This window comes from Streptomyces sp. NBC_01232 (assembly GCF_035989885.1).
Lineage (GTDB): Bacteria > Actinomycetota > Actinomycetes > Streptomycetales > Streptomycetaceae > Streptomyces.
Genome location: NZ_CP108518.1, coordinates 8,571,327 through 8,595,509 on the forward strand (window position 1 = coordinate 8,571,327; position 24,183 = coordinate 8,595,509).

The 24,183-nt window shown below is 73.8% G+C and carries 26 protein-coding genes and 1 tRNA gene; 12 read left to right on the plus strand and 15 right to left on the minus strand.

Annotated elements, in window-relative coordinates; genetic code table 11:
* Positions 1-46: 46 nt before the first annotated feature.
* The 7 genes from OG444_RS39410 to OG444_RS39440 form a co-directional block, all read right to left on the minus strand.
* Positions 47-1,411 carry a carotenoid oxygenase family protein gene (locus tag OG444_RS39410; RefSeq protein ID WP_327260124.1) on the minus strand — a complete coding sequence of 455 codons (1,365 nt, stop codon included), beginning with the start codon at positions 1,409-1,411 and terminating at the stop codon, positions 47-49.
* 33 nt (positions 1,412-1,444) lie between these two features.
* Positions 1,445-1,885 (minus strand): SRPBCC family protein, encoded by a 441-nt coding sequence (locus tag OG444_RS39415; protein ID WP_327260123.1) that lies wholly within the window; start codon positions 1,883-1,885, stop codon positions 1,445-1,447.
* 82 nt (positions 1,886-1,967) lie between these two features.
* Positions 1,968-3,485: an MFS transporter gene (locus tag OG444_RS39420; RefSeq protein WP_327260122.1), complete on the minus strand. Its 1,518-nt coding sequence runs from the start codon at positions 3,483-3,485 to the stop codon at positions 1,968-1,970.
* A gap of 122 nt (positions 3,486-3,607) precedes the next feature.
* Positions 3,608-5,614, minus strand: coding sequence for an ATP-binding protein (locus OG444_RS39425; RefSeq protein WP_327260121.1), 2,007 nt, complete (start codon positions 5,612-5,614; stop codon positions 3,608-3,610).
* A gap of 32 nt (positions 5,615-5,646) precedes the next feature.
* The gene (locus OG444_RS39430; protein ID WP_327260120.1) at positions 5,647-6,039 is read right to left on the minus strand and encodes a nuclear transport factor 2 family protein; all 393 of its coding nucleotides are present in this window, start codon (positions 6,037-6,039) and stop codon (positions 5,647-5,649) included.
* A 123-nt stretch (positions 6,040-6,162) separates the two neighbouring features.
* Positions 6,163-7,383 carry a cytochrome P450, cyclodipeptide synthase-associated gene (locus OG444_RS39435; protein WP_327260119.1) on the minus strand — a complete coding sequence of 407 codons (1,221 nt, stop codon included), beginning with the start codon at positions 7,381-7,383 and terminating at the stop codon, positions 6,163-6,165.
* Between the two features lie 313 nt (positions 7,384-7,696).
* Entirely contained in the window at positions 7,697-8,281 is a 585-nt protein-coding gene (locus OG444_RS39440; protein WP_327260118.1) for a hypothetical protein, read from the minus strand.
* Between the two features lie 241 nt (positions 8,282-8,522).
* Here OG444_RS39440 and OG444_RS39445 point away from each other — a divergent pair, with 241 nt between their 5' ends.
* Together OG444_RS39445 and OG444_RS39450 are read left to right on the plus strand one after the other, a co-directional pair.
* Positions 8,523-9,938 (plus strand): MFS transporter, encoded by a 1,416-nt coding sequence (locus tag OG444_RS39445; RefSeq protein ID WP_327260117.1) that lies wholly within the window; start codon positions 8,523-8,525, stop codon positions 9,936-9,938.
* A 297-nt stretch (positions 9,939-10,235) separates the two neighbouring features.
* A complete protein-coding gene (locus OG444_RS39450) occupies positions 10,236-10,769 on the plus strand; it encodes a hypothetical protein (protein WP_327260116.1) in 534 nt (177 codons plus the stop codon).
* 52 nt (positions 10,770-10,821) lie between these two features.
* On the opposite strand, the gene OG444_RS39455 is transcribed toward OG444_RS39450, so the two are convergent.
* Positions 10,822-11,226: a hypothetical protein gene (locus OG444_RS39455; protein WP_327260115.1), complete on the minus strand. Its 405-nt coding sequence runs from the start codon at positions 11,224-11,226 to the stop codon at positions 10,822-10,824.
* 136 nt (positions 11,227-11,362) lie between these two features.
* Here OG444_RS39455 and OG444_RS39460 point away from each other — a divergent pair, with 136 nt between their 5' ends.
* Entirely contained in the window at positions 11,363-11,965 is a 603-nt protein-coding gene (locus OG444_RS39460) for a TIGR03086 family metal-binding protein (protein ID WP_327260114.1), read from the plus strand.
* Between the two features lie 52 nt (positions 11,966-12,017).
* Here the strand turns inward: OG444_RS39460 and OG444_RS39465 are convergent, their stop codons facing one another.
* Entirely contained in the window at positions 12,018-12,464 is a 447-nt protein-coding gene (locus OG444_RS39465) for a hypothetical protein (protein WP_327260113.1), read from the minus strand.
* A gap of 552 nt (positions 12,465-13,016) precedes the next feature.
* On the opposite strand from OG444_RS39465, the gene OG444_RS39470 reads away from it, so the two are divergent.
* The 3 genes from OG444_RS39470 to OG444_RS39480 all read left to right on the plus strand — a co-directional run bounded on the left by OG444_RS39470 (position 13,017) and on the right by OG444_RS39480 (position 15,433).
* Positions 13,017-13,472 (plus strand): transglycosylase SLT domain-containing protein, encoded by a 456-nt coding sequence (locus tag OG444_RS39470; RefSeq protein WP_327260112.1) that lies wholly within the window; start codon positions 13,017-13,019, stop codon positions 13,470-13,472.
* Between the two features lie 576 nt (positions 13,473-14,048).
* Positions 14,049-14,585, plus strand: a complete 537-nt coding sequence (locus tag OG444_RS39475; protein ID WP_327260111.1) for a nuclear transport factor 2 family protein — start codon at positions 14,049-14,051, stop codon at positions 14,583-14,585.
* Between the two features lie 464 nt (positions 14,586-15,049).
* Entirely contained in the window at positions 15,050-15,433 is a 384-nt protein-coding gene (locus OG444_RS39480) for a toxin Doc (protein WP_327260110.1), read from the plus strand.
* Here OG444_RS39480 and OG444_RS39485 read toward each other — a convergent pair.
* A complete protein-coding gene (locus OG444_RS39485; RefSeq protein ID WP_327260109.1) occupies positions 15,430-15,972 on the minus strand; it encodes a hypothetical protein in 543 nt (180 codons plus the stop codon). The two genes, OG444_RS39480 and OG444_RS39485, sit on opposite strands and share 4 nt — an antisense overlap.
* A gap of 212 nt (positions 15,973-16,184) precedes the next feature.
* Here OG444_RS39485 and OG444_RS39490 point away from each other — a divergent pair, with 212 nt between their 5' ends.
* The 4 genes from OG444_RS39490 (at position 16,185) to OG444_RS39505 (ending at position 19,088) form a co-directional block, all read left to right on the plus strand.
* Positions 16,185-17,114 carry a class I SAM-dependent methyltransferase gene (locus OG444_RS39490; RefSeq protein WP_327260108.1) on the plus strand — a complete coding sequence of 310 codons (930 nt, stop codon included), beginning with the start codon at positions 16,185-16,187 and terminating at the stop codon, positions 17,112-17,114.
* A complete protein-coding gene (locus OG444_RS39495) occupies positions 17,111-17,647 on the plus strand; it encodes a hypothetical protein (protein ID WP_327260107.1) in 537 nt (178 codons plus the stop codon). Before OG444_RS39490 ends, OG444_RS39495 begins: the two co-directional genes overlap by 4 nt.
* 142 nt (positions 17,648-17,789) lie before the next feature.
* The gene (locus tag OG444_RS39500; protein WP_327260106.1) at positions 17,790-18,584 is read left to right on the plus strand and encodes a HisA/HisF-related TIM barrel protein; all 795 of its coding nucleotides are present in this window, start codon (positions 17,790-17,792) and stop codon (positions 18,582-18,584) included.
* Positions 18,585-18,770: 186 nt separating this feature from the next.
* Entirely contained in the window at positions 18,771-19,088 is a 318-nt protein-coding gene (locus OG444_RS39505) for a hypothetical protein (protein ID WP_327260105.1), read from the plus strand.
* Positions 19,089-19,230: 142 nt separating this feature from the next.
* Here OG444_RS39505 and OG444_RS39510 read toward each other — a convergent pair whose 3' ends face one another.
* The 4 genes from OG444_RS39510 to OG444_RS39525 all read right to left on the minus strand — a co-directional run bounded on the left by OG444_RS39510 (position 19,231) and on the right by OG444_RS39525 (position 21,723).
* Entirely contained in the window at positions 19,231-19,563 is a 333-nt protein-coding gene (locus OG444_RS39510) for a GYD domain-containing protein (RefSeq protein ID WP_327260104.1), read from the minus strand.
* A 118-nt stretch (positions 19,564-19,681) separates the two neighbouring features.
* Entirely contained in the window at positions 19,682-20,047 is a 366-nt protein-coding gene (locus OG444_RS39515) for a hypothetical protein (RefSeq protein ID WP_327260102.1), read from the minus strand.
* A 145-nt stretch (positions 20,048-20,192) separates the two neighbouring features.
* Entirely contained in the window at positions 20,193-20,678 is a 486-nt protein-coding gene (locus OG444_RS39520) for a hypothetical protein (RefSeq protein ID WP_327260101.1), read from the minus strand.
* A 55-nt stretch (positions 20,679-20,733) separates the two neighbouring features.
* Complete coding sequence (locus OG444_RS39525; RefSeq protein WP_327260100.1) at positions 20,734-21,723, minus strand: GlxA family transcriptional regulator; 990 nt, start codon at positions 21,721-21,723, stop codon at positions 20,734-20,736.
* 72 nt (positions 21,724-21,795) lie between these two features.
* Here OG444_RS39525 and OG444_RS39530 point away from each other — a divergent pair, with 72 nt between their 5' ends.
* A complete protein-coding gene (locus OG444_RS39530) occupies positions 21,796-23,160 on the plus strand; it encodes an MFS transporter (RefSeq protein WP_327260099.1) in 1,365 nt (454 codons plus the stop codon).
* 91 nt (positions 23,161-23,251) lie between these two features.
* The gene (locus OG444_RS39535) at positions 23,252-24,004 is read left to right on the plus strand and encodes a DUF4328 domain-containing protein (RefSeq protein WP_327260098.1); all 753 of its coding nucleotides are present in this window, start codon (positions 23,252-23,254) and stop codon (positions 24,002-24,004) included.
* Positions 24,005-24,055: 51 nt separating this feature from the next.
* Here the strand turns inward: OG444_RS39535 and OG444_RS39540 are convergent.
* A tRNA-Trp gene (locus tag OG444_RS39540) sits at positions 24,056-24,129 on the minus strand.
* Positions 24,130-24,183 lie beyond the last annotated feature (54 nt).

The window sequence follows — 24,183 nt, forward strand, 5'->3', positions numbered from 1 at the left end:
GGTCTCGCCGGGGGCGCGGGCGATACCGCGCCCCCGGGACGGCACGTCAGCCGTTGCCGTGGTCCAGCTCGCTGTCGGGGACCCAGGAGCCGTGGATTCCGGCCGTCACCCGGTGGGGCAGATGGACGGTGGCGACCCTGTCGAGGCCGGAGGCGTCCAGGACCAGCAGCTGGGAGGAGTCCTGCTTGAGGTCGGAGACCACGGTCAGCAGATAGCCGTCGTCCTCGCTCGTGGCATCGGCGGCGGGCACGAAGACGGCCTCGCTCGGCATCCGGGCATCGCCCACCTGGTGGATGCGGCGGGCACCGGTGGTGCGGTCGTACTTGACGACACCGTAGCCGCCGAAACCGTTCTCGTCGGGGAAGGCGATCGCGTACTGGTAGCGGTTCTCCACACCCAGGAAGTCCTCGTTGAGGGTCGGGAACTCCACCGGCAGATCGTCGATGATCTGCTCGCCGACGGTCCCCTCCGCCAGGTCGATCACCCAACGGCGGGTGTAGGAGCGGGAGCCGGGCTCACTGCCGCGCCCGGGCGCCCCGACCCACCAGTTCCAGGAGAGCCGGAAGCCCTCGCGGTCCACGGTGGGACCCTCCAGGACGATGCGGCCCAGGCCGTCCTCGTAGGCGTTGGAGACGTGCAGCATGTTGCCGGGCTCGATGGAGAACCAGCGGACGTGCCGGGCCCCGTCACCACCGCGCGGCATGACACCGATACGGGCGGGCTGGTGATCGCTCCAGCTGTAGGGGATACCGGAGTGCTCCGTGGCGTCGAAGGTGACATTGCCCTCGACGAACACCACATGACGGCGGGTGATCGCGAAATCGTGCTTGAGCGAGGCGGTCGCCCCCGGCACATCGGCACTGTCGGTGATCTCGCCCTTGGCGTCCGCGACGTAGTACGTCAGGAACGGCGGGAACGGCGAGGACCCGAAGAAGTGGAGCTCCCCGGTCACCGGGTCCTCCTTGGGGTGCGCGGTCATCGCACTGCGCAGCTTGCCGCCGAAGTCGTGGGCGCCGACCGTTTCCAGCTCCGGGGTGAGCTCGAAGGGGAAGTTCGCCTCGCACAGCGCCAGCAGGCGTCCGCCGTGCTCGATGATGTGCGTACCGGCGGTGCTGGCGCTCAGGTCCGGCCCGCGCTCGGTCATGTACGGGGCGCCGTCCAGGGCGGGAGTGTGCACCCAGCGGTTGCGGTACCACTCGGCGCGGCCCGCACGCAGGCGGATGCCGTGGACCATGCCGCTGCCCTTGAACCAGTGGCTGGGAGTGACACCGGGCTTGGGGTTGTGCCCGTTGCGCAGCAGCCGGCCGTTCAGCTCGGGGGGCAGGGAACCCTCGACGGTGAGGCCGGTGGCGGTGACCTCCTCGGTGAGGGGGGTGTAGTGGCCGGTCAGGTACGGCTTCGCAGTGGTCATGGCAGATATCTCCTCGATCGGTGTGAGAGGTGGTCAGGCAGCCTGTTCGGCACGGCTTTTGAGGTGGGAGAGCCAGCTCTCCAGGGAGTCGTGGAGGGCCTTGTGGAGGTCGTCGGCCGCGGCCTCGACCGGGGCGCCGCTCCAGGACTCCTCGGTGCGGACGGTGGTGCGCCCGCCGTCCTGCTCGAACGTCCACACGTGCACGCCGGTGATACCGGCGGCGGGACCGCCCCACACGATCCGCTCCCCGGGAACCAGCTCCCGCACGGTGGAGGTGATGTCCAGGCCGTGGGTGCGCCAGCTGAACGACCCGCCGGGCCGCAGCGGCCCCTCGGCCTCCACCCGGACCACGTCCGGGTTCCACAGCGGCCAGGCCGCAATGTCGGTGTGCAGCGCCCACACGCTCTCGAGCGGGGCGTCGATCACGGTGCTCAGGCGGACGATGACGGGAGCGCTCTCGTCGATGGTGACCATGGCTGTGCTTCTTCCTGTTCTGGACGACATGTACCGGTGGTGCCGGGCGTTCCGGGCGTGCCCGTCGTACGGATCCGGCGGCCTAGGGAGTGTTCTGCCGGACGGGGGAGAGCGGAGAGCCCGCCGGGCCGGGAGCCGGATCGGAAGCCGGCCCGGCGGGGGCGGCCGGGGTACGCGCCCCCGTGCGGCGGGTGAGGAGCAGCGCGAGGAGGGCCGTGACGGCTAGGACCGCGGCCGAGACGGTGAAGGCGGCCCGGTAGCCGGCCGTGAGCGCCTCCAGGGAGGGCCGGTCCGCGGACGCGCCGGCGGTGACGGAACCGGCCAGGGTGGCCAGGGCCGCGAGACCGATCGCCCCGCCGACCTGCCGGGTGGTGTTCACCAGCCCGCCGGCAAGACCCGCGTCCTGCCGCGGGACACCGTCCACGGCCAGCCCGGTGAGCTGGACGAAGGCGACGCTGAGCCCCAGGCCGACCAGGACGCTCGGGCCGAGGACGTCCACCGGGTAGGTGCCGTCGGCGCTCATCCGCGACAGCCACAGCAGCCCGGCCGCCTCCGTCAGCAGCGCCACGGTCAGGGTCGCGGTGGCACCGAACCGCCGGGCCACGCGCGGGGCGAGGGCGGAGCCGAGCATATGGGCGCCGGCGAGGGGGAGTTGCCCCACTCCCGTGACCAGCGGGCCCGACCCGAGGACCTGCTGCTGGTACAGCGGCAGGAAGAAGAACAGGGCGATCCACACGGACCCCAGCAGGGCCATCAGCAGATTGCCCGCACCGACCCGGCCCGCGGTGAGCAGCCGCACCGGCACCAGCGCCTGCGGCCGGCCCCGCTCGATCACACAGAAGGCCGCCAGCAGCACGACGGCGCCACCGAGCGCGCCCAGCACCGGCGGATCGCCCCAGCCGGCCCCGCGCGCGGTGGTCAGACCCCACACCAGACAGGTCAGCGCCAGCGTCACGGTGACGGTGCCCAGCAGGTCGAACCGCCCGGCCGTCTCGCGTACGGCGTCCCGGGGCACCAGCACGGCCACCGCGGCCAGCACCAGCACCGCCCCGAACGCCACCGAATGGAAGATCCACGGCCAGCCCCACGCCTGGGTGAGCACACCGCCCAGCAGAACGCCGCCCGCGGCCCCCGCACCGGAGACCGCACCCCACACCCCCAGCGCCCTGCCACGCGCCGGCCCGGGCGGGAACCCGTCCATCGCCAGCGCGAGCGCGGCCGGGGCGATCGCGGCGGCGCCGGCCCCCTGCACCGCACGGGCACCGATCAGCACACCGGGGGAGGTGGCCAGCCCCGCCGCCACCGACGCCAGCACGAACAGCGCGAGCCCGGCCACCAGCACCCGGCGGCGGCCCAGGAGATCGGCGACCCGTCCGCCCGCCAGGAGCAGCGCCCCGAACGCCAGGCCGTAGGCGTTGACCACCCAGGTGGTCCCGCCGTCCGACAGGCCCGCCCCGTCACGGATCTGAGGGAGCGCCACATTGACGATCGAGGTGGCGAGCATGACGGTGAACTGGGCCGCGGCGAGCGCCGCGAGCACCGCTCCCGGCCCGGGGGGCCGGCGTGCTGACCGGCCCGTCTGCGTGAGTGCAACGTTCATGACGCACACACTCGGCGCGGACGCTGTCCACTATCCAGACCCGGCGGGCGCGGCCACTGTCCACTGCTGTCCGCGCCTGTCCACCCGGCGCCCCGCCGCAGCCCGCCCCGCGCCCGCCGCCGCTACCTCGGGTCGTGCAGCTCCCGCTGCCACAACGCCTCGCCGAGCAGGTCCAGACCCTGACGCAGGTGACGACGGTAGGTCCCGTACGGAAGACCCAGACGGCGCGCGGCGGCCTCCTGGGTGGGCGCACCGGAGAAGTAGCCCGCCGTCAGGGCCTCACGCGCCCGCACTCCGCGCGGATCCCCCGCGAGATCGTCGACGGCCCCGCGCAGCAGGGCACGCAACTCCCCGACCGGTTCACCGAAGTCGGCCGCCAGACGGGTACGCATCAGAGCGCAGGCGGCGAACGCGTCCGTATCGCGCCAGTGCGCCAGCGCCTCGCGCACGGCCTGGTCGAACGCGGCCCGTGAGACGGGCGACGGCCCGGACGCGGACGGCGCCGGCCCGGCCGTGGCCGATATGAAACGCAGCAGCCATGCCTCCACCGGCAGCCGGCGCCAGTCCACACCGAACAGCCCGTAGGAGTACGCACCCACCCGCGGCCGCGCCCCGGTGTCGTCGAGCGTGCCCCTGACCCGCCCGGCCCAGGTCTCGGCGTCCTGGAACACCGCGAAACCGTAGGCACGGCCGCGGGCCCGCGCCGCCTCCGCATGGGCCCGGGAACTGCTCAGGTCGATGACGCGCGAGGGAACCTGGTACCGCTCGGGATAGACCGAGAAACGGCTGATGCCGATGTGCTCGCCCGCACCCACCGGCGCGGTGGCCTCGGTGTACCGCCAGGCGGCCGCGACGACGGGATCGGCCGCCACGTCCCGGGGGTCGGCCGGGGCCGGCAGGACCAGCCGGGCCGTGAACGCCACGATCCGGCCCGTGCTCACCAGCCGGTAGACGCTGAACGCCTGCGGCTGGCGCTGCGCCCAGTAGCGGACCAGCTCCGCGCCGGCCGCCCCCTCGGTCTCCTCGGCCATGCGCAGCACGACATCGATGTCATCCGGGTGCAGAGGACGGTCGTGCACCTCGTCCTCGCGGGACCAGCACCGCAGCCGGGCCAGCGTCTCGCCCTCCCGGAAGAGGTAGAAGAGATCGTCGGTGACGGTCCACACCCGCTCCTCGGGTGCCTCGCGCAGGAGGCGCAGGTACTCGTCCGCCAGGCGCCGGCGCATCGACTCGAAGGCGTTCGGCGCCCGCCAGCGCAGGTCGGCGGCGAGGGTCTCGCGCGCGGCGTCGTGCGGATGGAGCCCGCGGTGGGTCGACTCCATGAACGGCAGGTCCCGCAGCCAGGAGAAGAGCGGATGGACGTCCTCCTCGGGCAGCACCGCCGCGAGGAGTTCCTCCGACGTCGAACGGGCCTGCGCCGCCACCTCCAGGGCGCGGCGGTGGGCCGCCGTGGGCACCTCCCCGATCAGCCCCGCCAGCAGGGTGCGCAGCACATCCGCCGTCGGAGCCCAGATCTCCTGCCTGCCGCACCCCTCCGATCCCGCCGCGGCCGCCAGCGACAGCGCCAGCGGGTTGCCTCCGGCGAAGCGCAGCACCCGGTCGCGCAGTTCGGGCCGGATCTGCGCCGACACCAGCAGGCTCCGCGCCTGCTCCTCGGAGAACGGCTCCAGTTCGCTCACGTGCAGCAGCCGGGACCAGGCGGGGTCGGCGGTCCACTGCGGCTGCGGAGCACGCCGCCCGGCCAGCACCACCAGGGTGTCGTCCGCGGCTCGGGGCAGGAAGTGGTGCCACAGCCAGCTCTCCAGCCACTGGCAGTGCTCGAAGGAGTCCACGAACAGGACCGTGCCCGGAACATCCAGGAACGGACCGGTGGCGTGCTCGAAATCGGCCGGGTCCCGGCTGACGAACCGGCCGTCGAGTTCCACGAGCAGCCGGCCCGACGCACGGGCGTGGTCCGCCAGCCGCCGCAGCAGCGTCGACTTCCCGATGCCGCCCGGCCCGTACACGTAGAACGCGAACGGCGCCTGCGGATCACCGGCCAACGCCTCCCCGAACCGGCCGAGTTCCTCGTCCCGTCCCACGAAGGCCCGTACGCGCGCCCTGCTCAGTCTTTCCCCCACGGACACCATGGCGGCTCCCCTCTCCCTCGCTCCCGGCCCGGTCAGCCGACCAGTCCGATGTTGTTGTCCTCGGCGTCTCCGGTGATCAGCAGAGTGGTCTCCTCCACGCGCCGGAAGCGGCCGTCGGGTGCCATCCGGGCGAAGAGGTACACCTCGGTACGGGAGGTGTGGCCGTCGCGGTGGCCGAGGGTGACGGTGTGACGGTCGGCGTAGAGCAGCCCGTCGCGGAGCTCTTCGTGGACCTCGACGTGCCCGCTGCCGACCAGCGAGCGCAGGCGCGTCATGTGCCGGGCGAAGCCCGTCCTGTCGCTCCACACGCCGTTGGTGCGCTGGCGGTAGTCGGGGGCGAAGTGCCGGTCGATGGCTTCGGCGAGGTCCAGGCCCGGCTCGAACAGCAGATCGTGGATGGCCGTGGCGATATCGGTCGACGTCATGGTCGTCTTCTCCTGAAACAAAGTGGGGGACAGCGAAATCCGGGCTCACGCAGCCGCGGAAGGCAGGGCCCGGCACAGGCCCGGCGGGCGAGACGGCCGCAGGTCACGGCCGGCGCCGCGCTCTCAGCCGACGGGGGTGAAGTCCAGCGACAGCGCGAGCGGCCCCCGCGTGTACAGGCCGGCTTCCCGGTAGCGGAAACCGGGGCTGTAGCGGACCTCGTCGAGCAGGGGCAGCAGCATCGCGGCGACCGTCTCGATCTCGGCACGCGCGAAGGCCGCGCCGACGCACTGGTGCAGTCCGGCGCCGAAGGACAGGTGCTGGGCGGCCGCGGTGAAGGAACGGGCGGCGCCCAGGTCCGGGCGGTGGATGTCGAAGACGTCCGGGTCACCGAAGGCGCCGGGATCCCGGTTGGCCGCGCCGATCATGCAGAAGACGGTCGCACCGGCCGGGACGGTGGCGCCGGCGAACACCGCGTCCTGCTCCGCCCGGCGGGGAATGAGCTGGACCGGCGGGCTGTATCGCAGGGTCTCCGCGATCGCGGCGGCCAGCAGCCGCGGGTCCCGGCGGACCTGCGCCAGCTGCTCGGGACGGTCGATCAGGTGCTTGAAGAGCAGGGCGAGCGTCTTGTCCGCCGGCTCGGCGGCGGCGACCAGGACGTTGATGATCAGCGCGGTGACGTCGCGGTCGCTCATGACGACACCGCCGAACTCGGCCGTGCACAGCCTCGATATCAGATCGTCGCCGGGACGGCTGCGCCGCTGCTCGATGACGGGCAGGAGATAGGTCTCCAACTCCTCGGCGCAGTCGATGCAGTGCCGGCGGCGCTCGGGGGTGAGGGCGAGGCTGGTGACGAACTCGGCGACCCCGCCGTGCCAGGCGGCCACCTGCTGCCAGTCCCCTTTGTCGAGCCCCAGGACGTCGAGCGCGACGTGCACGGCGAACGGCTTGCCGAAGTCGTTGACCAGGTCCATCCGCCCCCGGGCGAGGAAAGGGGCCATGAGCTCGGCGGCGTTGGCGTGGACGGCGCGTATCTGTCTCTCCAGGGCCCGTCCGGTGAACGCCCGTACGACGATCTTCCGTTTCGCGGTGTGCTCGGCGCCGGTCATCTGGGCGAGGACCGGCCCGCGCATCACCGGCTCGGCACGCACCTGCAACATCTCGGTGCTGAAGGCCTCATGGTCGGTCAGCACCCGCTTCACGTCCTCGTGGCGGGAGAGGAAGTAGCTGTCGATCGCCGGCTCGTAGTGCACCGGAGCCCGCTCCCTCAGCCGTGCGAAGTAGCGGTGGGGGGCGGCGGCGAAGTCCTTGGACAGGACACTGAAACGGGCAGGGACCGCGGGCATGGTGAAGACCTCTCGAACAATGCAGTGGGGGAAGGAGAGCCGGGCCGGCAGGAGTCAGGAGCCGCCACGGGCCCCGGACATCGCGGCCGGACACGGCCACGGCCGGGACCGCACCCGGATGCACATCTGTGTTGTCACTCCTGTCGGCTGTCCGCCGTCCACGACGGGTTCCCGTGACCTGCGTCACGACCACGCCGCAGCGGGCACGCCCACGGCCGCGGTCCGGCCTGCAAGACGCGCGAACGACGGTACGGGTTGCGCCGGTTGGAAAGGCTGCGCACCGGCCGGCAGGACACCCTGGAGCCGGAACTCCTCAGCCGGCGGCGCCCGACCGGGCCCGGGCCCGGTCACGGAGCCACGCGACCGCTCCCACCAGCACCGCCACCCCCAGCCCGTACAGGGGCAGCCACAGGGTCGTCGTGGCCGCCAGGCACTCGGCGACCGCCTTGCGCGCCTGGTCCTGCTGCGCGAACGCCAGCGCCGCAGCGTCATTGCCGGCCAGGTTCCCCAGCGCCGCCTCCGCCTTAAGGGCCGCGTACCGCCCCGCCAGCACACAGTCGCCGCGCGTGCCCGGCATCGGGAACAGCCAGGCCCGGCGCTGCAGCAGGGGAGCGAGCGCGACCGCCACGCACAGGCCGACGATCAGCGCGTACGCGACCAGGCCGCGCATGTACGGCGAACGGATCTCCGGAGTCCACTGCGCCCGCCGCTGGAAGGCGGACATCACCGCGAGGAGCGTCACCCCGATGAACGTGGCGAACCACTGCCACGAACCCTGGGCGAGCGCGAACGTCAGCACCGCGGCGAGCCCGATGCCGATGACCCCGGGAGCGGGAGCGGCATCACCCGGTGCGGCGGACGCCGGCCTCGGGGTCACTCGGGGGCTGGGATCACTCACGGGCCTCTCCAACAGAGGGGGGACAACAGCATGCGCCCGCAACACCCCGCCGCCCCGGCCGCCGTGCCGCACGGGCCCCGCGCCCCGCCCGGATGGCCCCCGCCCGGCCGGGCCTGCGCATTTCACCCGCCGGGGCCCCAGCCGCACTGCGTCCCCCGTCAGGCCGCCCCACAATGGGATGACGGCCTGCGTGCGGCCATTCAGCGGTGTCCCGACTGCCCCGGCCGAGAGGAACGCCCCCATGCGCGCTGAGTCCTCGCCGGCCGCGCGGAGGACGGGGGCCTTCGTCGCGGTCGCCGTCGCCCTGTTCTGCATCCAGCTCGACTTCTTCGCCCTCAACCTCGCCCTTCCCGGCATCGCGGCGGAGCTCGGCATCACGGACTCGGCCGCGCAGTGGACCCTGTCCGCCTACATGCTCGCCATCGGCTGCTTCTTCATCGTCGGCGGCCGGGTGGGGGACGTCTTCGGACGGCGGGGCACCCTGCTGGCCGGGCTCGCCCTGTTCACGGCCGGTTCCGTGGGCTGCGCGCTGGCTCCCGGCCTCGGTCTGCTGGTGGTGGCCCGGATCGCGCAGGGCGTGGGCGCGGCGTTCGTCTTCCCGGTGTCCGTGTCCGTGATCACCAACACCTTTCCCGAGGAGACCCGGGCCAAGGCCCTGGGCGCCGTCTTCGGCGTCGCCAACATCGGGACCGCGCTCGGGCCCTTCGTGGGCGGAGGGTTCACCGAAGGGCCCGGCTGGCGCTGGATCTTCTGGCTGATGGTCCCGCTGAGCCTGATCTCGCTGCTCGCCGCCCTCGCCTGCGTACCGAACTCGCGCGACACCTCGGCGCCCCGCGAGCTCGACCTCCTCGGCTGCGCCCTGATCGTGTGCTCGCTGGCGGCACTGACCCTGGCCGTGGAGCGCGGGGACGCCTGGGGCTGGGGGAGTGCCCGTACTCTCGGCTGCTTCGCCGCGGCCGTGACGGCCGGCGGGCTGTTCCTGGTGCGCGAGCGCCTCGCCCGGCACCCGCTGGTCGATCTGCGGCTGTTCCGCAACGTCCCGTACGTCCTGGTGACCGGGATGGGCTCGCTCTCGAACATGGGCTACGGCGTCACCGTCTTCCTCGCCACGCTCTACCTCCAGGGCGTCCGCGGCCTCTCGCCGCTCCTGGCGGGCACGGTGTTCCTGGCCCCGGCCCTGCTGGTGGCGGTCAGCGGGCCGCTCGGGGCGCGGCTGGCCCGGTACATGCGGCCGACCGCGGTGATGGCGCTCGCCGGGGCCGTCGCGGGCACCGGGATGTACGCGCTGGCCCAGGCCGATGCCTGGTGGCTGTACGTGCCGGTGTTCGCATGGTGCGGCCTGGGCCTGGGACTGGGCTGGACCTTCTCCAGCGTGGCGACCCAGCAGGTCGTCGCACCGGCCCGGGCGGGGGAGGCGTCGGGCGTGCTGCTGACGTTCCTGGTCACGCTGGGCGCGATCGCCCTCGCCGGGACCGCGGCGGCGATCTCCGCGATGACGCCGCAGCGGCCGCCCGAGGAGGCCTACGACGCGATCCTTCGGCTGGGCGGGATGGTCATCGTCGCGACGGCGGTGATCGTCATGGCCGTACGCCACCGGCTCGTGGTGCTGGGCAGGGTCCCGCCCCTGTCGATGCGGGAGGCGGACCGCCGGCCCTGACACTCCCGCCCTGACGCCGCGGGCGCGGACGGGGCCCGGACACACGCGGGCCCGGGAAGCCCGGACAGCAGGACAGCAGGACAGCAGGACAGCAGGACAGCAGGAGAGCAGGAACGGAGAACAGGAAACCCCTTCCGGCCTGCGGACCGTGTGGCCGCGATGCCCCGAAGCCACACGTGGCGCCAATAATGGCTCGCCATGGCGCCATGTGTGAGCCATAATGGTGTCATGGGGTGGCGCGCCCCGGCCGCAGGCCGCGGGGTGCGTCGCGCGGGGCGGGCGATCAGGGGGCGGATCATGGACACAGCACGGAGCCGGCAGCGGGCGGAGCCCGGCCCCCTCACGGCCTTCACCCGCTTCGTGCTCTGCGGCGGCGGAGTGGGACTCGCCTCCAGCTTCGCCGTGACGGCCCTCGCCTCCTGCATACCCTGGGCCCTGGCCAACGCCCTGATCACCGCGGCCTCCACGCTCCTCGCCACCGAGCTGCACGCCCGCTTCACCTTCGGCACGGGCGGGCGCGCGACCTGGCACCAGCACGCGCAGTCGGCCGGCTCCGCCGCGGCGGCGTACGCGGTGACCTGCCTGGCGATGCTCCTCCTGCACCAGCTGGTGGCGGCTCCCGGCGCCCCCCTCGAACAGGCCGTCTACCTCTGCGCCGGCGCACTCGCCGGTGTCGCACGGTTCGCGGTGCTGCGCCTCGTCGTCTTCACCCGGAACCGCTCGCAGGCCACGGCCACCGCCGTAGCCGTCCCGACCGCGCGGCCGGTGTGCGCGACCGTGGCCCGTGACTCGGCCCCGGCCCGCCCGGCCAATCTCTGCCCCGCCGCCTGACCCCGCCGCCCGAACCGCCGGCGAGCCCGGGGGCGGGAGACCGCGGGCCCGGTCAGGGCATTTCGTCCGGGTCGCAGGTCGCGCGGCGCAGACCGATCGTGCGCAGCGCCCGCATCAGCCCCTCCTCGTCGCCCGCGCGCACCAGGTGGACCGCCCCGTCGACGGTGACGACGTCGAGATCGACGGGAGTCGCGTCGGCCCTCGTGCGGAGCACCACCCCGCTCGGCGGGTCCAGGGCGCGCACCCCCCGGAAGACGCCGAACGCGGCCGGGTCGTCCCGGAAGCTGCCGGACAGGGTGAGCACGGTGATGTCGGGGAGCAGGACCCGGGCGTGCGCCAGCGCGACGTCCGGCGTGCGGGCATGGGAGATGACCTGGAAGTGGGGATTGCGCTGGATCCGCGACCGCAGCACCTCCAGCTCCACGCCTTCCGGTATGCCGACCACCAGGACCGTCATCACAGTGCCCCATCCTCCGCCGCGCCGGCGTGCCCGTCGAGCGGGACGCGCCCGGCACATCCCCGCGCCGCGTCGCGATGAGTACGGGCCCCGCCGCCGGTCTACCCTTCAGACCCACTCTCAGGAGGAGCGGCAGATGACCGGTACGACCGCTTTCGATCTCGGACCGCAGGCGCGGATCGTGGCCCGTCTCGCGGCGGCCGTCCCGGACGCCCGGCTCACCGACCGGACGCCCTGCCCCGCCTACACGGTCGGTGACCTGCTGGGCCACCTCGCGGGTCTCGCGGTCGCCTTCCGCGACGCCGCCCGCAAGGACCTGGGCCCCACGACGGACACGGACCCCACCTCGGCCACGCCCTCCCTGCCCGCCCGCTGGCGCGAGGAACTGCCCGGGGTCCTCGGCGAACTCGCCGAGGCCTGGGAAGACCCGGCCGCCTGGACCGGCATGACCCGCGCCGGCGGCGTGGACCTGCCCGGCGGGATCGCGGGTGCGGTGGCGGTCGACGAGCTGGTGCTGCACGGATGGGACCTGGCCCGGGCCACCGGCCAGGAGTACGCGCCCGATCACGCCGCGCTCCGCTCCTCGCACGCGTTCCTGCTGGCGGCCGCCGAGGAGGGGGACCGCGGCGACGGCATCTTCGGACCCGTCGTGCCCGTACCGGACGACGCCCCGCTGCTGGACCGGACGCTCGCACTGAGCGGCCGCGACCCGGGCTGGACGCCGCCCGCATCCCCGTGACGCGGGCGGCGTGCCCCGGCCCGCCGCCCGGGGGCACGCGAACGCCGGGCTCTCAGGTCTGGCACTGCTTCGTGGCCGCGGGGGACCAGCCGCTCCAGGCGGCGCCGTCGGCCCGGGCGTGTACCCGGATCTCGACCTTCACGGGACCGCACACCCGGGTCGTGCTTCCCACCTCGAGGGGGCCGATCGACTCACCGGCCCGGACATGGGTGCGGCCGCTGCCCACTTTCTCCCAGTGGCCACCGTCGACGACGCGGAAGAACGCCTCGTAGGAGACGTTCAGCCCCTTCGCTCCCGTGTTCCGTGCCCTGATGTGCGCCGTGATCTCCCGCGTGGGGAACCTGCCGGCGGATCCCCGCTGGGCGCTGATGCAGCCGTTGACGGCCACCCGGCCGGTCGACGTCCCCCCGCCGCACGCGACCGCCGCGGCGTGAGCGGGGGCCGGGACGGCCAGCATGGTCAGCGCGGCCGCGCCCAGGACCGTTCCGGTGCGCCTCAAGAAATGCAATGTCCCCATCCTTGTTCTCCGTGCCGTTCTTCCTGGAAGCGACCATGGCCCGCCGTGAGGCGCGACGGGCAGGGTTTCCCGGAACCTTCGCCCGGATGGACGCGCGCGCGTGCGGGCCGGAGGGCGGCTGCACGCGGCGGGCGGCCACCCGCCCGCCACCGGCCTCAGAGCCCCCCACGGAGGAGAGACGGCCTCCACTCCACCCATTTCCTTCGATAACTAGGCAATTCGGGCATCGAGATGGCTCCCTCAAAGGGGTATAGCCGGTGACAATCGGTGAGATTCGGGCGTCCCGCTGGTGACCCGCCCCATAGGGCCCACGTCACATACGAACCGGGATAGTAGCCACCGGAGGCCCGATGCCGCGCCTCCCGGGCCCCCGAAGGCCCGTCGGCCCCCGACTGCGAAGGTCCCTAGTAAGCGGGGTCGTTGCCAGGCCGTCGGGGCGTCTGTAGAACTGGATGAGTCGCAAGGCGGCAGGGGTACTTCAGGTACTTCACCCGCCGCCGACGAACCCCTCTCCTTTGCGTGAGTGGCTCACGCATGTCTTCGGCATGCGTGCGACCGCCCTTGTCCCCGTCGGAAGGTCCATCCGTGTCCAACGCCATCATCCGCCGCATCGCCACCTCCAAGAAGGCCCTCGCGGGCACCGTCGTCGCCCTCGGTGTCGCCGGTTCCATGCTTGCCACGGTTCCCGCCCAGGCGGCCCCGATGAGCGCCAAGGCGATCGCGCAGCAGATGATCAAGGACCCGGCCCAGTTCGCCGCCTTCGACAAGATCATCTCGCACGAGAGCGGCTGGAACCACACCGCGACCAACGCCTCCTCCGGCGCGTACGGCCTGGCCCAGGCCCTGCCGGCCTCGAAGATGGCTTCGGCCGGCGCGGACTGGAAGACCAACCCCGCCACCCAGATCAAGTGGGGCCTGGACTACATGAACGACCGCTACGGCAGCCCCGTCGGCGCCTGGAACTTCTGGCAGAACAACCACTGGTACTAAGCCGCCAGCGGACAGCACGCATACGCACGAGCGCCCGGCCGGGACCACCCGGCCGGGCGCTCGTGCGTGTACGCGGCCGCCGCGCCCGCCCGGCCGACGCTCCAGCAGGGCATCACGGACCCGTCCGGCACGAATGCGGGATCCGTACCGGCCGCGCCGGCCGGGACCACGACCGGCCCGGCCGCGGGGACGGCCCCGTGACCACGGCGGACAGCCGCCCGGCGCGGACACGCGCACGCCGCGAGGGCACCGGGTGCGGCTCAGCCTCGGCGGGCACCGCCATCGGCACCACCGCACCACCCCTGCCGGACGAACGGCATGCGCCCCCGCGGCAGTTGCGGGTGGACACCGGTGGGCAGTGCTGGACAGTCACGGGCCCCTGCCGGGCCTGGAGAGTGGACAGCGCCCCGCGTGAGTCTGTGCGCCATGAACGTTGCACGTACTCGGACGGACGAGGCAGCGCCCATGCCCGCGGCCCGGAACGGCTCCCTGCCCGCCCCGTGGCCGAAGGCCCCGCCCCACCTGCCCGGCGCCGTCGCCGGCAGGGCCGCATCCGCCCCTGAAGGAGCATCAACCATGACCTCCCGCACCCTCCGTGCCATGACGGTGCTGACCGCTGCCGCAGCCCTCTGCGGCGCCGCCCCCACCGCCTACGCCGCACACACCACCACCGCCGCCGCGTCCTCCGCACAGGCCGCCGACCGGCGCGTCCCGCGGATCGTCACCGCTTGGGCCCGCGCCTGGAACGGCAGCGAACCCCGGGCGCTCGGCGCCCTGTTCACCGCCGACGGCACCTACACCGACGAAGCCGTGGCGGCCACCTTCCGCGGCCGTAAGGAGATCTCGGGGTGGAAGGCCCGCGCCGACTCCCTGATCGACAACGTCCACGTCACCATCCGCACCACCCGCAGCGACGGCAACCGCATCACCGTCCGGTCCGTCTACTCCGGCCACCTCAAGGGCGCCCCCAAGCCCTTCGCCGTACCGATGACCACGGTGATCGACCTCGACAGGCACCACTGCCGGATCGTCTCCAACAAGGACCACTACAGCCTGGCCGCGGTCCTCGCCCAGTCCGGCCTGCCCGCCGACTGGACCCCGCCCACCACCTGACACACCCCCGGGCCGGCCGGGGGCGGCTACCGCACCGCGGCCACCCCCGGCCGGCCCCCCCAGCGCCCCCGCCCGCTCAGCCGAGCCGATAGTCGAACCCCGGCGCGGGCGCCGCGGAGCACCCCCTGGACCGGGCCGCGAGCGGCGAACAGCCCCTGCACACGGCGGACGTCGACCTCGCCGGACCGCCGGCGGACCGGAAGACGCACCTGCCCCTCGTCCGGGACAGGACGGTGCCACTGCCCGGCCCGCCGGCCACCGCGCCGGGCACCACCCGCTCCCCGGATCACGGGCCGGGCGGCCGGGCGCGGGTATTCGTAAAGGTATGCACGGATGCATACTTGGGGCATGGCGGATGCGATGAAGGCCGACTCCCGGGCGCGGGACCGTTCCACGGCCGCCCCCGGCGGACCGCTGCCCCCGTCCCGGCCCCTGTCCCCGGGTGCGAGCGAGGCGGCCTGACCTTGGAACTGCGCATCGACATCCGGTGGCTGCTGGACCGTCAGGAAGAACTCCTGGGCGGCAAGAACCTGGGAGTCCTGGACTACTCGGGTCTGGTGGCCGCCGTCGCCCGGCACCGGGTCAACACCCCGTCGTGGGGGACGGACGAGCCCGACGCGTACTGGCGGGCGGCCGCGCTGCTGGAGCAGATCGTGCTCACCCGCCCACTGCCGGCCAGGAACGAGTACTTCGGCTACGGCGTCGCCGTCGCCTACATCAAAGCCTCCGGCCAGGACGTCGACACCGCCTTCGGGCCCTGGCGCGACCTGATCACCGACATCCGCGCCCTGCGCCTGACCGTCCACGACGTCGCCGACCGCCTCCGCTCCCTGCACCCGAACCCCTAACCCTCCCCGAGCAGCGCGTCGACAGGGTCCTGGGGGAGCGGGACCGGCGCCGCCAGGGCCGCGTCGTAGGCCGGGCGCGCGAACACATAGGGCCCCATGGGCAGTTCGCCCCACTGCGGCCGGTGGACCTGGTGGAAGCCGGACCAGGTGACCTCCGTGGCCGTCGCACGGACCGTGGCGGACAGGGGCCAGCAGGCGTCGATCCCGCAGCGGCAGCCCAGGAGGTACAGGGCGCCGGGGTCGCCGTCGAGGAGCTCCGGCTGCGCCCCGCCCAGGAAGTGGGCCCGGGCCAGGGCGCCGTCGGCGTCGTCGTCGAAGTACAGCGGGGCGTGCTGGCGCAGCAGGAACTCCTCGCGCTCCTGCGGGGTGTCGTCGTCCTCCTCCTCGAGCTCCCGGCCCCACAGCGCGCGCGTCGCCTCCGCCACGAGGACGCGCAGGTCGGTTCCGTCGACCCGGATGCCCCAGGCGGTCAGGTGCGGGTAGTCGGGGCAGGGGTGGTGCAGGAACTCGACTTGGTGCGGGGCGCTCGGCAGACTCATGCGCCCCATCCTGCGGCGCCCGCCCGACCGGCTCCACCCATATATCGCCATGACGGGCAGGGCACCGGCACCGCGCGGGCCCGGCACCGCGTGGACCGGGCCGCGCGCCGACCGGGCACGGCCGGACCGGGGCAAGCCGACCCCGGGCCGCGCCGAACGGGCACGGCCGGGCCGGGGTGGGGGCGGAACGGCAGCGGTTAGGGTTCACGATCGTGCCGCACCTCGAGATATCCGACCTGATCACCGCCACGGACCCGCGCACCGGAGCGCGCCTGCCCGTGCGCAGGGCCGAGGTGGTGCACCGCCTCCGCGAGGCCGGCGACCGGCACGCCGCCCGCATCGTCGCCCGGCTGCCCGCCGACCGGCACGACGTGCTCGACCCCCACGCCGTGGACCGCCTCATGATCGGCGTGCACACCGAACTGCAGCGGCTCAGCGAGGAACTGCGCCTCGGGAAGCGGCTCGTCCACATCCTCGGCCCGGTCTTCGAAGCCGTCCGCGCGACAGCCACCGGCCGGCTGCGCCTGGTCGACGTCGGTTCCGGCCTCGGATACGCCGTGCGCTGGCTCGCCGCCCACCACTCGCTCGGCCCGGACGTCGAACTCGTCGGCGTGGACCTGGACGCCGCCCTCGTCGGCGAGGCCGCCCGGCTGGCCCGCGCCGAGGGCCTGGACTGCCGCTTCGTCCACGGCAACGCCTTCGACCTGCCGGAGGCCGCCACCGTGTACGTGTCCACCGGTGTGCTGCACCATTTCCGCGGCCCCGACCTCGCCGGGTTCTTCCGGGCCCAGGCCGCCTCGCCCGCCCTCGCCTTCTGCCACTTCGACATCGCCGCCACCCGGCTCGCGCCCATCGGGGCCTGGGTGTTCCACCGGTCACGGATGCGCCACCCGCTCGGCCGCCACGACGGTGTCGCCTCGGCCCGCCGGGCACACACCGACGAGACCCTGCTGCAGGCGGCGGCCGCGCCGGGGATGCGGCCGCTGCTCTACGAACCCCGGGGTCTGGCCAACCCGTTCTGCACCACCCTGCGCCCCGTCATCGGGATCCGGCCCGAGCTGGAGGCACCGCTGCGCCGGGCCATGGGCCGCTCCGCACGCCGCCTCGTGGGCCCCGAACACCTCGCCGGAGCGGCGCGGTGACCCCGCAGGACGCGGCACCGGCCCTGGCCGTGACCCTCACCGCGCTCGGCCTGGTCGACTCGGCCTTCAGCGGCTTCCGCGCCCACGCCGGGCGGGACGCCAGGATCCGCAAGCACCGCGCCGTCGTACGGGCGACCCTGCGCGGCCTGGCCGTCGGAGCCGGCCTGCTGCTCGCCCCCGTGCTCACGGCCGGCGCCGTCCTGCTGGCCGCCGCCGACCGCGACCGGACGTACGCGGCACTCGCCGAGGGCGCCATCGGATTCCTCGTCCCCCTCGCCTGCTACACCACGGCCGTCCTGCTGTCGCTCGCCGCGTACCTCGTGCTGCCGTTCCGCGCCAGCACCCTGGCCCTGGTGGCCGGCCTCGGCCCCCTGACCCTGCTGCGCCCGCTCGTCCTGGCCGCCGCCTGCGCCGGAACCCTCGCCTCCGGCGGCGGCGCGCCCGCACTCCTGGTCGGCGCGGCCGCGGGCGCTGCCGTCCTGTGCGTCGAACCGCTCGTGCACCGCCGCTGGTACGCCGCCCCGCAACGATGACCCGCCCCCGCGCGGACGGGCGGGCCACCGGCCGGGCCGCGGTGGCGGGTTCGCGCCGTATACGCCCGGCCCGCGTGCTCCTACGGTGCGGGCGGAGCAGGCGGGGGTTCCCGGCTGGACGTACGAGAGGGACGGTGGTGGGATGTCGCGCCTTTCGAAGGACGCGGTCGCAGTACAGCAGGCCGGTACCGGTACCGGGTTCGAGTTGTTCCCCTCGGTGCACGTGGCCGGCGGCCGGGTGGTGCACCTGGTCGGGGACGGCCAGGTGCCGGAACCCGACCGCAGCGATCCGGTCGCGGCCGCGCTGGCCTTCCAGGACCAGGGAGCCACCTGGCTGCACCTGGTGATGGCCGAAGAGGACGACGGGGGCTTCGACCTCCCGCAGGCCCGCCGCATCATCGAGGCCCTCACCATCGACGTCCAGCTCATGTGCCGGTCCGGCGTCCACGACACGGCCACCCTCGAACGGGTCCTCGCCACCGGATGCGCCCGCCTCAACCTCGGCCGCAGCGCGCTGACCGACCTCCCCTGGTGCGCCGAGGCCATCGCCCGGCACGGCAGGCGGATCGGCGTCAGCCTGCCCGTCCACCTGACCGGTCACGGCCCGCGCCTGGCCGGGCCGGGCCGGGGCACGGACGCCGGCGACCTGTGGAAGGCGCTCACCGTTCTCGACGAGGCCGGCTGCACCCGCTACGTGGTCACCGACGTCAGCCGGGAGGGCAGCCTCTCCACCCCCAACCTCGAACTCGTCGCCGAGGTGTGCCGCCGCACCACCGGCGGCGTACTGGCCGCCGGAGGCATCGCCACCCTCGACGATCTGCGCACGGTCGCCGCGCTGGCCCCGCACGGAGTCGACGGCGCCCTCATCGGCCGCGCCCTGTACTCGGGGGCCTTCACCCTCGCCCAGGCACTCGCCTGCGTGGCCACCGGCCCCTAGCTAGGGGGTATCTGGTCGATCACGCAGGGCTCGGCCTGATCGACCAGATACCCCCCAGCGGACCCCGCCCGGGAGGCTGCGCCGTACGGATGGACTCGGGCCGTACGGCGGCGGGTACGGGGTCTCGGCGCGCGAAGCGGCCTACCTTCGCACTGCTCCCACACCCCTCCGCGAAAGGCAGTACTCGTGCGATCGATCCGTTGCGCCCTGACCGCTCTCGCCGCCGGTGGCATCATCCTGGCGGGCGCGTCCGCCGCCTCCGCCGACGACGCCTTCACCGTCTACGCACCGGTGACCAACACGTACTCGATCGTCTTCGGTGACTTGAGCCAGGTGGCCGGCGACGACGTCTTCAACGCCGGCCGCGACAACACGGTCGGCTCCCACAACGGCGCGGCCCCGGCCGGGGACATCGGCATGGCGAGCCTGCCCGGAACCCAGATCATGAGCAACGAGGCCCTGATGCGGGCTGCCGGCCAGTGGACCGGCAACATCGGCAATTAGCCCCCGCTACCGGACACGGATGCAGGCAGGGAAGGGGGCCGCCGCCCCGGACGGGGCGGCGGCCCCCTTCCCGTGCCCCGCCGTCCGGCGGCCCGGACCCATCAGCCCCCGTCAGGGCAGGCCGCTCGCCCCGGGGCCCCGGTCACCCCGGCTCGCCGGGGGGCCGGTAGCCGATCTGCCCGGCGCTGCGCAGGGCGTCCAGGGTCTCCTCGACGGTGAGGAGCACGGTCGTCTCGAACGAACTGAGCGCACCGCCTCCGCTGATCGCCAGCGAGACGGCGGCCATCGAGACGTTGTCGGGGGCCTCCCACAGGTTGTAGCCGTCGTGGGTGCCGAAGGCGTACCAGAAGCCGTGGAGCTTCCCGCCGACCGACTCGATGTAGGACCGGGCGGCCTCCGCCCGGTCCTCCGGATGACCGATCAGCCGCGCCCAGGTCTGGGGCGTGTAGCTGAACCTCGATAGATAGAGCGGCATCGTGTCCCTCTCTCGTTTGGTCGAGAGGTGCCCGCGGCGGGCCGCACAGGAGCGGGGGAGCCCCCGGAGTCCCCCGAACAGCTGGGCACGACAACCGCCACGGCCCACAACCGACGGCCTAACGGCCGCCGCGGTGCTCCCTGAGGTGCAGCGCGAGTCCGGCGGCGGCCGCCGCGGCCACGACGCCGGCCGCCATGAAGCCGTTGCGCGAGCGCCAGGACAACACCGACCAGCGGGACTGCGCCGACAGCACCGAGCCCGTGCTCAGCCAGGAAGCGGCGGACAGCATGGACAGCGAGGACCCGATGGACGCGGCGCAGAGCGCGCTGCCCACGGATCCGACGGACAGCACCGACCCCACCGAGCCGATCGACAGGACCGACCCCACGGAGCCGATCGACAACACCGAGTCCTTCGACCAGAGGGAGAGGGCGGACCCCTTCCCCCGGTACCACGAGCCCGCCAACGCATCAGGTTCGGTCACGGGCCCATCCTGACAGGGACCGGGGGAGCCCGCCGGTATCGGCGCCGGGCAACCCGCACGACTACCGGTCGCGCCAGTCCGCCAGTCCGCCAGTCCGCCAGTCAGCCAGTCCGCGAGCCCGCGAGCCCGTGCGCCCGTGCGCCGGTCAGGCCGCGGCCGCAACCACGTGCGCGTTGTCGACGTACAGGCACAGCGCGCCGTCCTGCGGGCACCTCAGGCCGACCGAGATGCTCCGTACCGCCCCGTCCTGCGCGAACGAGAGCGCGACCGCGACCTGGAACACGCCGTCCCCTGCGGGGCATTCGGGCAGGTCCGACGGCTCGAAGCCCGGCCCCGGCGAGGCGGGCGGCAGCGGGACCCCGGACGGCGCGAGCGTCCACGGGTACGCCGCCGGGTACACGTCCCCGTCCGTGATGCCGACCGGTATGCAGCAACCCACGCAGAAACACTCGCCCTTGGCGACCTCGAACCCGTCCGCCCCGCTGCCGCACAGCTCGCACGAGACGACCAGCACCTCGACACGCCCGCCCGGCTCCGCACGGGCGGCATCGCGCACCATGCGCACGACCTCCTCGGGCCCGGCGCAGGGCCGCCCCGCAGCTCCGGACGTCCACACGGCTTCATGATCCATGGTGGGGATCCTCGCACGCGGGTCCGGCCGGACCGCCGCCGCGCCACCCGGCCCGCTACCCGGCCCGCTCCGCGCGAAAGGCACGCCGGTAGGCGGCCGGTGTGGTGCGCACGGCCTCGTGGAAGCGCCGGCGCAGATTGACCGCCGAGGACAGACCGACCCTGCGCGCGATGGTCTCCACGGGCAGGTCCGTCTCCTCCAGCAGCGCCCGGGCCGCGGCGATCCTGCGGTCCAGCAGCCAGCGTCCGGGACTGATGCCCAGCTGCTCGGTGAAGCGCCGGGTCAGCGTGCGGGCCGAGACCTGCGAGCGGACCGCCATCTCGGCGACACTGACCGGCTGGTCGAGCCGCCCGCCCAGCCACTCCAGCAGCGGGGCCAGCGAGTCGGTCACCGGTCCGGAGGTGGGCAGTTCGGCGTACTGCAGCTGGCAGCCCTCGCGGTGCGGCGGCATCACCATCCGCCGGGCGATCCGCATCGCGTACGCGGCGCCCTGGTCGACACCCACCAGGTGCAGGCACAGATCCACGCCGGCCGCGGACCCGGCGCTGGTGGAGACGTCGCCGTGGTCGACGTAGAGCACCGCGGGGTCCACCCGCACCCGCGGGAACCGGGCGGCCAGTCCGGCGGCCTGCGCCCAGTGGGTGGTGGCCCGCCGGCCGTCCAGCAGTCCGGCGGCGGCGAGCACGAAGGCGCCCGAGCAGATGCCGACGATCCGGGCGCCGCGCCGGTGGGCCCGGCGGACCGCCGCGACCACCGCCCCCGGCACCTCGGTGCCGGCCGGCTGCTGCCAGCCGGGCACCAGCACCGTGTCCGCACCCTCCAACGCGTCCAGGCCCGCGGTGACCAGCATGTCGTAGCCGGACCGGGTGCGCACCGGGCCGGGGTGCTCGGTGCAGACCCCGAACGCGTAGCGGGCGGGGATCTCCGGGCCGTGGTCGCCGAACACCTCGGCCGCACAGGCCAGCGGGAACGACGACTGCGGGGGCTGAAGCAGGGCCACGACCCTGTGCAGCGCCGGGGACGTGGGCAGCGAACGCGGCGTCATGGCGGGAAAGTACCCCATCATGTCGTTCAGGACACTGGGGACGGGGGATTGGTCCAGTCCAATATCGGTGGTGTGACCGCCACTCAGACCCCGACCGGCCGCCGGCCCGATCCACTGGCCACCCGGCCCCCGTTGTGGGACCGCCGCTTCACCCTCTACTTCACCGCCCGCGCGGTCTCGCTCCTCGGCGACGCGATGATGCCGGTCGCCGCCGCACTCGCCGTCGGCGCCCTGTACGGGATCTCCGGCGTCGGCGTCGTCCTCGGTACCTGGACCGGGACGTTCGTCCTCCTCGTCCTCTTCGGCGGGGTCCTCGCCGACCGGTTCGGCGCCCGCCGGATGATGGTCTGCGCGGACCTCGTACGGGTACTCACCCAGGGGATCCTGGCCGCTGCCTTCTTCGCCGGGACCCCGCCGTTCTGGCTGCTGGTGACCATGGCGGCACTGGCCGGTGCGGCCGTCGCCATGTTCCTGCCGGGCGCGAACGGGATGGTCCCGCTGGTCGCCCGCGAGCCGCAACGGGCCAACGCCACCCTCAAGGTGGCCGACGCGCTCGCCCACCTGCTCGGCCCCGCCCTGGCTGGCCTGCTGATCACCCTGACCAGCGCCGGCACCGTGTACGCGATCGACGCCGGCACCTTCCTGCTCAGCGGCCTGTGCCTGACCCTCATCCGCCTCACCCCCGCCGAGCCCGCCGAGCCCACCGTCGACGCGACCGCCGCCGAGCCCGCCGAGCCCGCCGAGCCCGCCGAGCCCACCGAGCCCGCCGACGCGCCCGCCGCGGCCGACGCCGACTCCCGCGCCCGCACCACCGGTTCGCTCCGCCGCGACCTGCGCCAGGGCTGGCAGGCATTCCGCGCCCGCACCTGGATGTGGGCGGTCATCCTCATCTGGATGGGCTACGGCGTGCTGGTCTTCGGCCCCCTGGTACCGCTCGGCTCGGCACTGATCGGCGCCCGCCTCGGCCCGGACGCCTACGGCCTCGCGGTCTCCTGCCTCGGCGCCGGAACGGTGCTCGGCGGCCTGCTGGCACTGCCCCTGCGCCCCGCCCGCCCGCTGGCCGCCGGCACCGTGGCCATGGCGCTCTACACCGCACTGCCGCTCTGCATCGCGCTGGACGCCGGCCTGCCGGCGCTGCTGGCGGGCCACGTACTCGGCGGCGGCGCCATGGCGTTCTGGTCGGTGATGTGGGCGACCAGCGTCCAGACCCACACCCCGCCCGCCCTCCTCAACCGGGTCACCGCGTACGAGCTCGCCGGATCGGTCTCCGGGATCGCGCTGGGCCAGATACTGGCGGGACCGGCCACCGCACTGGCCTCCCCGGGCCGGCTGCTGCTGGTGTCGGCGGGCGCCTGCCTGGCGGGCAGCGCCGCACTGTGCGCGATCCCCGCGATCCGCACCCTCCGCCGCACCGCCGGCCCGGAACAACGGGTGTGACGGGGGCGGACCTGCTGACGTAGGTTCCTCCTCGGCCCGCCCCGTCCGGCGCGCGCCTCTTCATGTTCCGCACCCGTGGGGGTTCCTCAGCATGCCCGCAACTCCGGCCACTCCACCGGCCCCGCCCCCGGCACAGGGCCCGTACGCCGTGCCCGACGCGAGGGGCGGACGGCTGCGCGCGCCCGTGGGCCTGGCCACCGCGCTGACCGTGCTCTTCGCGCTGGTCATCGCCTCCGACGCCTGCACCCTGTACGCCGACTGGAACCTCCACTCGCTCATGGAACGGATGCTGGCCGATTCCGCCGCGGTGAGCGACGCCGAGCTGGACCGCGGCACCAGGCTGACCGGCCTCGTCGGCACGGTCCACGGCAATGCCGTGATCGTGACGGGCATCGTCTTCATCATCTGGTTCCACCGGGTGCGCACGAACGCCGAGGCCTTCGCCCCGGGTGCGGACAAACTCAAGACGGGCTGGGCCATCGGCGCCTGGTTCATCCCGTTCGCCAACCTCTGGCTCCCGTACCGGATCGCCGTCACCACCTGGGGGTCGAGCACGCCCTCCGCAGCCGACGGAGGCTACCGCCGCTTCCCGTTGACCCTGGTCAACCTCTGGTGGGGCCTCTTCGTGCTGTCCAAGCTCCTGGGGTGGTACGGCGGCCGGGCCTACAGCAGTGCCGAGAGCGCCGAGGCCGTGCGCGACGCAGCCCTGACGATGCTGGCCGGTGACGCCTTCGACCTCGTGGCCGCCGTCCTCGCCGTACTGTTCGTCCGCAGACTGACGGCCATGCAGCACGCCAGGGCCGCACAGGGACCCGCCGCCGCAGCGGTCCAGGGAGGACTCTGACACCGGCCGGATCATCCGCAGGAGGAACGCCGGCCACCGCACGGCAAGAGGCGGAGCCGACCGGATTCGAACCGGCGTCCTCGCGGTTTTGGAGACCGCGCGCGTCGACCTCTGCGCTACGGCTCGCCCACCCGGGATGGTAACGGCGCAGCTCCGCAGGCGACAGCGGAGAACTCCTC